Source organism: Herbaspirillum sp. GCM10030257 (assembly GCF_042666555.1).
In the GTDB taxonomy this organism is placed as follows: Bacteria; Pseudomonadota; Gammaproteobacteria; order Burkholderiales; family Burkholderiaceae_D; genus Noviherbaspirillum.
On sequence record NZ_JBHTDH010000001.1, the window covers coordinates 153,486 to 165,492 of the forward strand.

At 54.8% G+C, this 12,007-nt stretch carries 12 protein-coding genes and 1 pseudogene; 7 read left to right on the top strand and 6 right to left on the bottom strand.

The window, feature by feature from the left end:
- Positions 1 to 3: 3 nt before the first annotated feature.
- On the bottom strand, positions 4 to 534 hold the full coding sequence (locus tag ACFQUU_RS00675) for a hypothetical protein (protein ID WP_382241146.1): 531 nt from the start codon (positions 532 to 534) through the stop codon (positions 4 to 6).
- 335 nt (positions 535 to 869) lie between these two features.
- On the bottom strand, positions 870 to 1,043 hold the full coding sequence (locus ACFQUU_RS00680) for a DUF6726 family protein (RefSeq protein ID WP_382241149.1): 174 nt from the start codon (positions 1,041 to 1,043) through the stop codon (positions 870 to 872).
- Positions 1,044 to 1,334: 291 nt separating this feature from the next.
- Between ACFQUU_RS00680 and ACFQUU_RS00685 the strand changes: the two genes are divergently transcribed.
- Positions 1,335 to 2,288: a diguanylate cyclase gene (locus ACFQUU_RS00685; protein ID WP_382241152.1), complete on the top strand. Its 954-nt coding sequence runs from the start codon at positions 1,335 to 1,337 to the stop codon at positions 2,286 to 2,288.
- Here the strand turns inward: ACFQUU_RS00685 and ACFQUU_RS00690 are convergent.
- Positions 2,220 to 2,798, bottom strand: a complete 579-nt coding sequence (locus ACFQUU_RS00690; protein WP_382241155.1) for a hypothetical protein — start codon at positions 2,796 to 2,798, stop codon at positions 2,220 to 2,222. The two genes, ACFQUU_RS00685 and ACFQUU_RS00690, sit on opposite strands and share 69 nt — an antisense overlap.
- Before the next feature lie 45 nt (positions 2,799 to 2,843).
- On the opposite strand from ACFQUU_RS00690, the gene ACFQUU_RS00695 reads away from it, so the two are divergent.
- The gene (locus ACFQUU_RS00695; protein WP_382241158.1) at positions 2,844 to 3,167 is read left to right on the top strand and encodes a hypothetical protein; all 324 of its coding nucleotides are present in this window, start codon (positions 2,844 to 2,846) and stop codon (positions 3,165 to 3,167) included.
- A 100-nt stretch (positions 3,168 to 3,267) separates the two neighbouring features.
- Here ACFQUU_RS00695 and ACFQUU_RS00700 read toward each other — a convergent pair whose 3' ends face one another.
- Positions 3,268 to 4,599 (bottom strand): hemolysin family protein, encoded by a 1,332-nt coding sequence (locus ACFQUU_RS00700; protein ID WP_382241161.1) that lies wholly within the window; start codon positions 4,597 to 4,599, stop codon positions 3,268 to 3,270.
- Positions 4,600 to 4,725: 126 nt separating this feature from the next.
- Between ACFQUU_RS00700 and ACFQUU_RS00705 the strand changes: the two genes are divergently transcribed.
- Positions 4,726 to 5,781: an EamA family transporter gene (locus ACFQUU_RS00705; RefSeq protein ID WP_382241164.1), complete on the top strand. Its 1,056-nt coding sequence runs from the start codon at positions 4,726 to 4,728 to the stop codon at positions 5,779 to 5,781.
- A gap of 276 nt (positions 5,782 to 6,057) precedes the next feature.
- Here the strand turns inward: ACFQUU_RS00705 and ACFQUU_RS00710 are convergent, their stop codons facing one another.
- On the bottom strand, positions 6,058 to 7,074 hold the full coding sequence (locus ACFQUU_RS00710) for a zinc-binding dehydrogenase (RefSeq protein WP_382241167.1): 1,017 nt from the start codon (positions 7,072 to 7,074) through the stop codon (positions 6,058 to 6,060).
- Entirely contained in the window at positions 7,075 to 7,614 is a 540-nt protein-coding gene (locus ACFQUU_RS00715) for a VOC family protein (RefSeq protein ID WP_382241169.1), read from the bottom strand.
- Positions 7,615 to 7,861: 247 nt separating this feature from the next.
- Between ACFQUU_RS00715 and ACFQUU_RS00720 the strand changes: the two genes are divergently transcribed.
- The 4 genes and pseudogenes from ACFQUU_RS00720 to ACFQUU_RS00735 form a co-directional block, all read left to right on the top strand.
- Positions 7,862 to 8,461: a TetR/AcrR family transcriptional regulator gene (locus tag ACFQUU_RS00720; RefSeq protein WP_382241172.1), complete on the top strand. Its 600-nt coding sequence runs from the start codon at positions 7,862 to 7,864 to the stop codon at positions 8,459 to 8,461.
- A gap of 229 nt (positions 8,462 to 8,690) precedes the next feature.
- On the top strand, positions 8,691 to 9,215 hold the full coding sequence (locus ACFQUU_RS00725) for a hypothetical protein (RefSeq protein ID WP_382241175.1): 525 nt from the start codon (positions 8,691 to 8,693) through the stop codon (positions 9,213 to 9,215).
- Between the two features lie 364 nt (positions 9,216 to 9,579).
- On the top strand, positions 9,580 to 10,518 hold the full coding sequence (locus ACFQUU_RS00730; protein WP_382241177.1) for a LysR substrate-binding domain-containing protein: 939 nt from the start codon (positions 9,580 to 9,582) through the stop codon (positions 10,516 to 10,518).
- A gap of 255 nt (positions 10,519 to 10,773) precedes the next feature.
- Positions 10,774 to 12,003, top strand: a pseudogene (locus tag ACFQUU_RS00735) (allantoate amidohydrolase); the annotation flags it as partial.
- Between the last annotated feature and the right edge of the window lie 4 nt (positions 12,004 to 12,007).

Consider the following 12,007-nt stretch of genomic DNA (forward strand, 5'->3'; position numbering starts at 1 on the left):
TGATCAGGAATAGTACTTGGCAACCACTTCATTAAACGCATCGGCGGCCGACTTACCGTTCTGCATCAGCGCGGTGATTTCATCGCTGTGTTCAGAGATCGTTGGCGGCAGGGTTTGCCGGTTGTTCTTGAAGTACTCGTAGCGTTCTACCGCGAACAGTTCGTTTACCTTCGCTGCCGACGTGCGCTTGGTTCCCGGGCTGGCGCGGGTGACCCGCACTGATTTCGCCATCGATCCAGAGTTGAGACCCACGCCTGCAATGGCCGCTTTGATCTGGTCAATAGTCAACATGCCGGTTGCATTGGCGCCTGCAAAGTCCGCCTCGTCCGCATTCAACAAATGATGATTGCGGTCGAACGCCATTTTTTTCCCAAGTGTATTTGTTACCTGGTAGCTTGGATGCCCGCCACCGCTGACCAGGGAAAACTGAACCTTGTCGCCGTAGGATTCCATTTTCGTCTGTACTTCCTTCAGGAAGTCGCGCGGAAGGCTGTCAAGATGTCCATTCCAGCGCTTGTTTCGTGTGGTATTCAATCTGCTATCAATCCTAAAGTGTTGACAATGAAAAAGCATGCAGCGGCCGCGGGCAAAGCTACGCAACAAATCACGCGGCTGCGCGGCGGCTACATACCAGTTTACTGTGTCGGGGAAGCGCGCGTTTTGATCGCGCAGGGTCCAACATCGAATTCATTTGACAATGACATGCCTGTTTCATGGATTCGCATGCCGTTAGCCGCTGAACTTGTTATGCCGGAAACGTCGATGTCCCCGTCAGCCGAAACGACAGGGACCGAGAGTATAAGCCTTTACGGCCGAAGATGTCTTTTTGCACATAGCCGTGAAAGCCATGCGGAGTGAACGAAACGGGTTCAGGGGTCGATCACCGCAGCGCAGGCGTCGGTAGGTACGGCGGCCACATGTCCGACAATGGGCACCATCTTGATGCCAGCCGAAGCGACCCGGCAAGGCGCTGCAAGAACACCGCAACCCGAAAGTGCGAGGGGAAGAAGAAGAGCTGCAACGCAATACTTGAAGAATTTCATGGTGAAAAAAATATGCCTGAAGCGTTTCATGCAGGCAGAGCAAAGGAAGGACAAGCAATATACCGTGAGCAACAAAGTCCGCACAACAGCGTAAGTACTACGATTTGTTATTGTTGTTGCGTTGCATCTGTTGATTTAACTCTCCAACTGCACTATTTCTGCTTTTGGCTATGATGCCGAAAATAAGCAACTATAAGATAAAGATAAGGTATTTCTTTTCAGAAATTTATGGCAAGCTAGCCAGTATCCCGAGAGCAGTGTGTAGCTGCTCTGTTAAGCCGAGGTAACCTAATGACAATTGAATTGCCTGCTCGCGAAACCACGTATGAAGACCCAAGCTTCTACCGAACGCTGCTCGAGTCAACCAAGGCTATTCCGTGGCGAATCGACTGGAGCACCATGCAGTTCAGTTATATTGGGCCGCAGATCGAAAAACTTCTTGGTTGGACGCAAGCCAGTTGGGTGTCCGTCAACGACTGGGCCGACCGTATTCACCCTGAAGATCGCCAAAAGACGGTGGATTTCTGCGTTTCGCAGTCTCAACAAGGGGTTGACCATGAGGCTGACTACCGCGCCATTACGGCGGATGGAGAATACATCTGGATTCGCGATGTGGTGCATGTCTTACGCAAGCCGGATGGTACGGTTGATTCACTCGTCGGGTTCATGTTTGACATCAGTGAGCGAAAAAAAGCCGAAGACAAGATCTTGAAGTTACAGGAGGAACTTGAGACCTTGTCCTACAAGGACAGTTTGACTGGCGTAGCCAACCGACGGATGTTGGATGCACTCCTCGACGTTGAGTGGGCAAAATCCCGCGCAAGCCGGCTCCCGATTTCTTTGATCCTTGTCGATATCGATTTCTTCAAACAGTACAACGATCACTACGGACACCGGGCTGGCGATGAATGCCTCAAGCGTGTCGCGCATGTGCTTGATACGGCCGCTGGCCGTTCGCGCGACCTCTGCGCTCGCTTGGGGGGTGAGGAATTCGTACTGGTACTGCCGGAAACTGATGCTGCCGTCGCACTCCAAGTCGCCGAGCGTTGTCGCAAACTGCTTACGAGGGAAGGCATCCCCCATGCCCAATCCCATGTCGCCAGTAGCGTGACTGTCAGCATGGGCATTGGAACGGTGGTGCCTGACTCGCAGGATGAATTAAGCGAATTCGTGGAACTAGTCGATCGCAGGCTCTATCAGGCAAAAGCCAATGGGCGTAATCGGATCGAAGCTGGCGTTGATTAAGCGCGCATTGCTGGCTTCAGAAAACGACTCTTGCCGGGGACCGTCGCCATCTCCGAAAGCGGATGTCCGACACAGCAAATGATTGTTGCTGTCATTTACTGCCCGTAGCGCGTTGTGGGTGAAATCATCAAAGACGGTCACGCTGTGAGCTTTGGTCCAGACGCCTACTTTGCCTGGACCGGAAATGTGACTGTCCCTTGTGTCGATATACGCTTTACCATTCAGTGAAACCTGGATGCTGTTCCCTTTATAGCTCATCCGCAAGGCATGCCAGACATGTGGCGTTACGGGTGCGTCGACATACTTGATCGTCTTGCGAACGCCATCAACGGTGTAATACAGCGAGACGTTGCTTTCCAGCGCGTTGGCCCGGGCTACATAATAAGCACCTTCCCGCAACGCGACACAACCGAGCGCCTTGATACCTCGCCAGAGGCGCATCCATAAGTAAACTATTCGGATAACCAAGAAATACTCCGTTACAGTTTTTGCACCTCCTGTCTGGTTCATTGCAACCAATATCTCTATGATGAGAAAGAAAACCCTTAACTGACCATGAAAAAACTTTCCATATATTTACTTTCTGCAGCGATTCTCCTTCCGATATCGGCCTTCGCTGACCCCCACAAAGATGAAAGCGGGCACGGCAAGGGACGTGGCCGCGGCCACGATCGTCACGAGTACAAGGAAGAGTATTGGGACGGCAACTGTAAGGTGGAGCGTAAACTCGAGAAGAATGGCGAATACAAAGAGGAGCGCAAGTGTAAGGGAGCACGCCATGGCCACTACGTGCCCGCGCCAGTGTATGTTCCGGTTCCTCCACCCATAGTCGTCGAACCAGGAATTACCGTTCACGGCACTGTGAGAGTGCCCTATTAGGGGATGACTTCCCTTACAAGAAAAAACCCGCATGAGGCGTTTGTCCATGCGGGTTTTACTTTGTGATGTGCATCCGTGCACAGTATAGAAAGTGGATTACCTACTGAGCCTGTTCAGTGATTGTGGTCCCGGCTTTCGGTATGCGCGAGATGAGAAGGCGGTCAATCCGCTGGCGGTCCATATCGATGACTTCGAATCGGTACTCATTCCATTCAAAGTGTTCGGAAGCTTCGGGGATATGACCAAGCTGTGCCAGAACAAAGCCTGCAAGCGTATGGTAGTTCCCATTCGCCTCTTCGGGGAAGCGGACATTAACATCCATAATATCGCGGAAGCGGTCGAGCGACACCCCACCATCAATCAACCACGAACCATCTTCCCGCTGTACGGCATCGGCCTCGTGTTCGTCATCATCAATGACCGACACATCGCCAACCAGGGCACCCATCACATCGCTTAACGTGACCATCCCTTGGATTTCACCATACTCATCAATAACGAGAGCCAGTTCGGAACGATGTTTCTTCAATGTTTCCAGCAAATCCATCGCGCTGACCGATTCAGGCACGTATAACGGTGGTTTGACGGCCTGCTCAATATCGACACTCGACATGGCCTTGCCGCGAATCGCTTGCTCGAACAAGTCGCCGGCATGGACAATGCCAATCACTTCAGAACGGTTGCCGCGGCAGACCGGGAAGCGGCTGAACGGACTATCTGCAATCTTGGCCAGGTTTTGTTCAACCGTGTCGTTGAGGTCGATGAATTCAAGGTCCGTGCGCGGCGTCATCAGCGCGCCAAGACGCTGGTCGTCGAGTCGAAGTGCACGCGTGACAATGTCATGCTCGGTTTTTTCGAAGACGCCGGCATGTGTGCCTTCCTTGATGAGGCCGGTGATTTCCTCTTCTGTCACCCTTGCCTCCTCATGCTTATGCAATCCAAGCAGGCGCATGATGGCTTCGGTGGCGACAGAAAGGATCTTCACGAAAGGCGAGACAATTCGTGACAGCCACTGCATCGGCGTGGCAATGACTGTGGCAACGGCTTCCGGGTATTGCATGGCGATTCGCTTGGGGACGAGTTCGCCAAGCACAATCGATGCAAAGGTAATGCCGACAACCACAATACCAAGTGCCATTTCGCGTGCGTATTCGGCCAAAGCCGGGATGCTTGCAACTTGTGGCGTCAGACGCGCGACAAGGGAGGCTTCACCGAAAGCACCGTTGAAAATGCCAATGAGGGTAATGCCTACTTGAACGGTAGAAAGGAAGCGACTTGGGCTATCAGCCAGCTGTAACGCTGCGCGCGCTCCGCGGCTGCCGTTTTCAGAAAGTTTTTCGAGCCGGATACGTTTGGAAGAAACGACGGCTAGTTCAGACATGGCGAAAACGCCATTGAGAAGAATGAGTCCAAGGATAATTAATATATCCACTGAGGCAGGATTACACGGTTATCCCGTTGATCCCTGTTGTTAACGAAGCGGTATTGTACATGCACAACTAAAGACTCCTAGATGTGTCCCTAAACTGGAATAGCAAGATACGAATGGAGAATTTTTATGCATAGTGGCGTCTTTTATGCACTGGTGGCTGCAGTGCTTTTTGGCGCCAGCACACCATTCGCAAAGACACTGGTCGGCCAGATTGCGCCCGTTACCCTGGCGGGGCTGCTGTATTTAGGCAGTGGGCTCGGATTGCTGACCTGGTTTGTTTTCAGAAAAATTGCGACTCGGAACAATCAGCAAACTAATGTAGCTCCCTTGACCAAGCCGGATTTGCCATGGCTGGCTGGCGCGATTGTCGCAGGCGGCATCGCCGGGCCGTTGCTCTTGATGGTCGGCCTGACTCTCACACCCGCATCTTCGGCCTCGCTTCTGCTCAACATGGAAGGCGTACTTACCGCGCTTCTGGCCTGGTTTATCTTCAAGGAAAATTTCGATCAGCGAATTTTTGCCGGCATGGTGTTGATTGTGGTGGCGGGCGTACTCCTGTCCTGGAGCGAACGTCCAGCGCTGGGGGTGCCCTGGGGTGCCATTGCAATTACAGCGGCTTGCCTCTGCTGGGCGATTGACAACAACCTGACCAGAAAGGTCTCCGCGAGCGATGCGGTACAGACCGCGGGCATTAAAGGTCTGGTAGCCGGTTCGGTCAATCTGGGACTTGCCTTTGCTCTGGGATATGAGCTGCCGGAAACAAGAACAGCTGTCACCGCCGGTGCCGTCGGCTTTTGTGGTTATGGCCTGAGCCTGGTCATGTTTGTGCTCGCACTACGTCACCTGGGCACAGCCAGGACCGGCGCTTACTTTTCGGCCGCGCCTTTTGTCGGGGCGGCGCTTTCTCTCTTCATGCTGGGTGAATCCCCGGAGCTGGTGTTCTGGATTGCGGCGGCGTTGATGGGAGCGGGTATCTGGCTCCATCTGACCGAATCGCATGAGCACGAGCATACCCATGAGCCGATGGACCATACCCACGCACATCGACATGACGCACATCACCAGCACAAGCACGATTTTGATTGGGATGGAAGCGAACCGCACGTGCATCCGCACCCTCATGGCGTACTTCGGCATTCGCACAAGCATTACCCGGACATCCACCATCGACACGGGCACTAGATGACAAAGCACTAATGAACAAAAATGAAATATCCATGAGCAGATTGCTACCTGCTTCCACACAACTTTGAATGCATGGGCTCCTTGCTATAGTTTGGCAATTCATTGCCTTCTTTTCCGATCAACAAACGCAAACGACATGAGCTTTGAATTGGTTAGCAAGGATGGCAAGGTCTTGGGCGCCGGCCGCATGCTGGCGGGTGCGCACCGTGGTGCTGTCAGTCATTGCCATGAACCCAATCGACATCCACCGATTCATGACTGTCTTGTCTTGCCTTACCCGCCGGGCATAACCAATACCTTCGCCGAAGCATGTGGGTTAGCGGCAGTTTGATAGGCTTTGTCGATCTCGCCGAGAGCAAAGCGGTGACTGATCATCGCCTCTACCTCGAATGTCCCGGACGCTATCAGGTCAAGCGCCGCCGCGAATTCCGTCGGGTAGCACATCGTGCCGATCATCTCCAGCTCTTTGACCAGCAAAATCGAAAAGTCAATCGATAGCGGCTGCTTATAAGTACTGGCCACCGTTATACGTGCTCCGTCGCGCGCATGACTGATCGCGTCATGCAGTACACTGCCCACGCCAGAGCTTTCGAAGATCACGTGAGTGGCGGGTGCTACAGTGCCGAGAAGCGTTGGAACCGTGCCGTGGGTTTGCGCGAGCGATTGCCATACATCCTGGTGTCCAGGATCGATCAGCACATCCGCGCCGAGTCTGGCCGCGATCTCCAGACGCTTGCTGGACACATCGGCCACTGCAATCTGCGCAATGCCACGCTGCTTCAGACTTGCAACGATACCCAGACCGATCGCACCTGCACCCAGTACGAGCGCGCGCTCGCCAGCCGTTATTCGTGATCGGTTGACCGCATGTAGAGACACTGCCAATGGCTCAACCAGTGCGGCGAGTTCGGTGGGAACGTGGTCGGGCAATGCATGAAGAATCGGACCTCGGCTCACATTGCGCACACAGACGGTCGGTGACAATGCGCCGTCGTCGCTTCCTATCCCGATCATGACGCCGTTTGCCATCGGATTGACGACGATGCGCATGCCGGGAACGAAGTGCTGGACGCTCGAACCCACAGCGCGTATCACGCCGGAAAACTCGTGGCCCAGCGGCATCGGCTGTCCGTCACCACGTATGCTGCCGCGTTCGTAGAATCCGAGGTCGCTGCCGCAAATGCCGCAAGCCGATACATCGACCAGCACATCATCGTCGTGCATGGTTGGAAACGGCACTTCCTCGACGCGCAGGTCCCGCGGCCCATAGAGTCTTGCTTGACGTATCATCTAATTCCCCGTTTGGTCCAGATTGATATCCTCGACGTGGTAGCCGCCATCCCACGATCGACTGACCTCGATGCCGCGCAAGAACATGGCCTCTACTTCGTCGGTCACCTGAATCAGTTCGAAGCGCGTACCCGGCAAGCCAGGCTGCTCAAGATAAGCCACGCGCGTCGATGCGTTTCCACCCTGAAAGCACATCTCCAGACCGCTGGCAGTCACCCGGGCAATATCGTGCTCGAGGTTACGGCTTAACCACGCAATGTGATGCATCCCGACCAGGAGACACCCGTTCGCTCCCCGATACGGCGACGGCGTATCGTTCAACGGTTCAATCAACTCGATCTGTAATTCTCCCTGGTAGGCAAGACCGACATTCATCCTGATATGGGTCCCTTCGCCGTGCTGCTGCCCCTCCATTGTCACGTTACGAAAGCAGGTCCAGGGGCCGATTCCGGTGTGGCGTGTCCAATGTGCCATGGCGGCGTCTACGCTGTCGACGACGTAGCCTATCTGCCGAATCGGACCAAGCCAGGCTGGGTTCATGGATATTCTCCTGTTGATGGTTGATCGTTGCGTTGCGATATGTTGCTGTTGTTTATTGACGCGCACTTCAGACACAAGTGGGGCGACATGCGGCTGACCGCTTCCGAGTGTCTATGGCACGAAATTAATTAAATGTGTCACGATTGTGGCACGAAATTTAGAATTTGTGCAATAGCCCGAGGGTTCATGCAATACTAGAGGCACTTCGCAACGAAAAGCGCACCGCGTATCAAGAGGAAAGATCTGTATGAGTCGACAACTTCGCTGGGGCGACGCTACCCGGATGGATTATTTTGAGGACGGGCGATCCGTGATCTTGCGTTCCGCGCTCGATTGCATGTCCGAACTCGGCATCGAAGGATTCACTGTCGACGATGTGGCCAAGCGCGCCAACATCTCGCGCAGAACCCTGTATCGCTATTACGGTTCCAAAAACGAACTGATTGAAGCCGCCGTCAGTGCGGAGAACCAGTCGTTTTTCGAAGAGATGCAACGCAGTTTGTCAGACTACGAGCGTGACTTCGGGGCGTATCTCGAAGAATGCATCTGTTTCATTGCCCTCTACCGGCAGCGTCACGCGGGGTTTCATCACGACTATCTGGCCAGGAGTGTGACCACGGCAGTGCTCCCCTACATCGTCGAGAATATCAAGCCCTTGTGGCACAAGGTGCTTGACGAACCGTACCGGCGCTACGTCGAACAGCATGATGGGACGCACGCATCGCTGGATGACGTCATTGCACTGATTAGCCGCATCGGGCTCGCCTATAGTTTGATTCCTGCAGACAAGGACGCCATCCGGAGCCACATGCGCAGTTTTCGCCATCTCTTTGGCAGTATGCGCTAGCGTTCTATTTCGTAACAATTGCGCAAACCAAATACACCTGAAAGCTTCTTATTAAGCCCTGTAAGTAGCTGATTTTTTCATAACGCTTTTAAAGCAGGTAACTTTTCGCTACAGATGGTTCTGGTGCTTTTTCAAGAATCGCGCTTATACTGTATAAATATACAGTTCACTTACCGTGATGACATGTCGCCAATCCAGACTTGAATCGGATGGCGACCGGAGAGCCGCCATGAACACTACTTCCTTGATCGTTACCGATGCCCAACCCCTGATCGACCTGGCCGATGTCGACGAACTTGATACCTTGCTATCGCTTGCACCGGACATCCGCATTCTGATTCCCGACATGGTCAGGCATGCCCTGCTGTCCCACATCGACATCCCCGGCGTGCCGGATGCCCTTGAATGGATACGTTCAAATGACGGCCACGGCGTCAGCGTGCAGTGCACCGAAGAGTTCGAAGAATTCATTGTGCTCAAGCGCAGGCACAGCGACGAGATGGCGCGTCACCAGAACGAGCAGGCGGCGGGAGAAATCCTCGGAAGGGAACTGGCGCGCGGAACGGAAGCGATCGTGCTGCTGATCGGCGACGCAGAAGCCGAGCATGCAAGCGTGCTCTCCAATTTGCCGGAGCGGGTTGTGCCTATGTCGACTTCTACCTATCTACAGGGCTTGCGCAGCAAACAGCGCCAGTTCAAGGTTGGGGCACTCCTGCAGCGCGTGCTGGCATTAGGTCGTCCAACCGCATCGTAAGCGCTAGCATGCGGGGCGATCGAAAACGCTCTGTATTACCGGTACTACCTCGACGTCCACGACCAATAAAAAAGGAGGCAGGTCTCCCTGCCTCCAACTCACACTCCCTTGGGAGTACTACAGAACTCTGTTGGCACCGCGTGCGACCATCCGGCTCGCATGAGTACATGATCCCAGCTGTGCCGTCCCGATTAAATCGGGTGGCTTTGGCACGCTTCGCATGCCGGAAATGTTGAACTTCCGATATACCCGGCATTCATCCAATGCGGTTTGATGCGCCACCATGACAAGATAGACTTTTTTGTAGCCCGAAGCATGGCGCATAAAGTATATTTTGCATACCCAACCCAATATAGAGGCTGTAATGGCAGGCTTGCCAGATCACTTGGACATACATCTTATCCGCATTCTGTACCTGCTTTTGTCAGAGAAGAACGTCTCGCGCGTCGCGCTGAAGCTCAATCAGCCGCAACCTTCCATTTCCGCCTCGCTGCGCAAGCTGCGTGAACTGACCGGTGATCCTTTGCTGGTACGGGGTGCCCGGGGAATGGTGCCAACCCAGCACGGCGAAAGCCTGCTGAAACCGGCCAAGCAGATCCTCGACGAAACGGAAAAGCTGTTTGCACACAAGGCGGCTTTCGCACCGCAGCATGAGGCTCGCACTTTCCATATCGCAGCGCCCGACTATCTCGACAGCCAGTTTTTGCCCAACATTGTCGCTGGCGTGCGCCGTGAATCGCCTCGCAGCCGGGTCGTCATCCATGGACTGGGGCCGGAGATCGACTATCTGAAACTGCTGTCGGATGGTGAGCTCGACCTTGTCATCGCCAACTGGGAAGAACCGCCTCAGCACCTGCACATGTCCAAGCTGTTCGAAGATGAGATCGCCTGCATCATGCGCGCCGACTGTGCGTATGCGCTGCGCACCGGCCCCGAAGAGATGACCGTTGAAGATTACCTGTCGCTGCCGCATGTCGCGCCATCGCAGATGCTGGCCGGCTACTTTGGAGTGATCGAATCCTTCCTCGCGCGCCAGAACCTGCACCGCAATGTCGTGGTCGAGTCAGCGTATTTCGGTCTGATCCCATATATGCTCACCCGTAGCGACCTGGTACTGACGACTGGCCGGCAGTTCATGCGTTTCTATGAGAAGAACCTGCCGCTGAAAACCTTCACCGTGCCGATCAAGTTTCCAGCCATGCGCTTCTATCAGCTATGGCATGAACGTGTCCACCATGCTCCCGAACATAAATGGTTGCGCGAACTGATTTCAGGAACGGCCAAGTCGCTATTGCCAAAATAGAGCGTAAATAACGAGGCAGGTGCATCGGACCGGTGGCCTGCCCGTATGGCAGACTGAGTTCTTCCTCGTCACTGGCAGTGGCTCCCGGCTTATATATATCGACACACTGAAGCCATCTATCATTGGATTCATATACTCCCGCAGGCGGTGGGCTTTACTATCGGTCATGATGACATCCTGTCAGCACTCCTGCCCATGTAAAGCGTGACCGATCTCTCTATCAAAACCCATTTCTTTTCCAGTACGCCACCGGCGCCGGTGCTCGGCCGCACCATCATGGATTGGGCCGACGTCATTGGCAGCTGGAGCGATGACGATGAGGGGCTAACCTGCGCCTACATGACCATGGCGCACCGCAAGACCGCGGTACAGCTTGCCACCTGGATGCGTGAGGCCGGCATGGAAGTCGCTATCGATGCAGTCGGCAATGTCAGTGGCCGTTATCTGTCAGATGACCCGAATGCGAAAACCTTGATGACGGGCTCGCATTACGACACGGTGCGCAACGGCGGCAAATACGATGGCCGGACAGGCATTCTGTTGCCGATTGCAGTCGTGAGGCTTTTGCACGAGCGTGGCCAACGCCTTCCCTTTCATCTCGAGATCATCGGCTTTGCGGAAGAGGAAGGGGTGCGTTTCAAGAGCACTTTCCTGGGCAGCAATGCCATCGCCGGCCGCTTCGATATGTCCCTGCTGGACAAATACGACGCGGAAGGCATCACGATGCGTGCAGCCCTCCTGGATGCCGGACATAACCCGGACGACATTGCGCGGATCGCACGACGCCGGGAAGACCTGCTCGGGTTCGTCGAAGTGCATATCGAACAGGGGCCGGTCCTGCTGGAGCGCAACCTGCCGGTCGGCATCGTGACTTCCATCGCGGGCAGTTCCCGGCACATGATCAGCATCGCCGGCGTGGCGGGTCATGCAGGCACGACGCCGATGGCGTTGCGCAGGGATGCCGTAGCCGCCGCGGCCGAACTGGTGTTGTATATTGAAGAACGCTGTGCCAGGTATCCATCGCTGGTGGGCACCGTGGGCCAGATCGAGGTTCCACACGGTTCTGTGAATGTCATCCCGGGCGCATGCCGATTATCGTTGGATGTACGTGCGGCTGAAGACAAGACACGCGATGCGGCGCTGGCGGATATCCTGCATGAAATGGACGCCATCTGCGCGCGCCGGAAAGTGCAGGCGTCGGTGGAGCACCTGATGACTGCTGCGGCCATTCCCTGTGCGAGCCGGCTCATGACGCAATTGTCCGATGCCGTTACCCATGCGGGTGTCACACCATTCATGCTGACATCCGGGGCTGGCCATGATGCGATGGCCATGGCGGCGATCACCGACGTAGCGATGCTGTTCATCCGTTGCGGCAATGGCGGCATCAGCCACAATCCGATGGAGACGATGACAGCCGAAGATGCCGAGGTATCGGCACAGGTATTTCTGCATTTCCTGATGAATTTCGGCAGCAAGCGATAAGCGC

Coding starts and splice junctions, on each gene's coding strand:
- ACFQUU_RS00680 (WP_382241149.1), bottom strand. CDS start 1,043: ATGAAATTCTTCAAGTATTGCGTTGCAGCTCTTCTTCTTCCCCTCGCA.
- ACFQUU_RS00685 (WP_382241152.1), top strand. CDS start 1,335: ATGACAATTGAATTGCCTGCTCGCGAAACCACGTATGAAGACCCAAGC.
- ACFQUU_RS00690 (WP_382241155.1), bottom strand. CDS start 2,798: ATGAACCAGACAGGAGGTGCAAAAACTGTAACGGAGTATTTCTTGGTT.
- ACFQUU_RS00695 (WP_382241158.1), top strand. CDS start 2,844: ATGAAAAAACTTTCCATATATTTACTTTCTGCAGCGATTCTCCTTCCG.
- ACFQUU_RS00705 (WP_382241164.1), top strand. CDS start 4,726: ATGCATAGTGGCGTCTTTTATGCACTGGTGGCTGCAGTGCTTTTTGGC.
- ACFQUU_RS00710 (WP_382241167.1), bottom strand. CDS start 7,074: ATGATACGTCAAGCAAGACTCTATGGGCCGCGGGACCTGCGCGTCGAG.
- ACFQUU_RS00715 (WP_382241169.1), bottom strand. CDS start 7,614: ATGAACCCAGCCTGGCTTGGTCCGATTCGGCAGATAGGCTACGTCGTC.
- ACFQUU_RS00720 (WP_382241172.1), top strand. CDS start 7,862: ATGAGTCGACAACTTCGCTGGGGCGACGCTACCCGGATGGATTATTTT.
- ACFQUU_RS00725 (WP_382241175.1), top strand. CDS start 8,691: ATGAACACTACTTCCTTGATCGTTACCGATGCCCAACCCCTGATCGAC.
- ACFQUU_RS00730 (WP_382241177.1), top strand. CDS start 9,580: ATGGCAGGCTTGCCAGATCACTTGGACATACATCTTATCCGCATTCTG.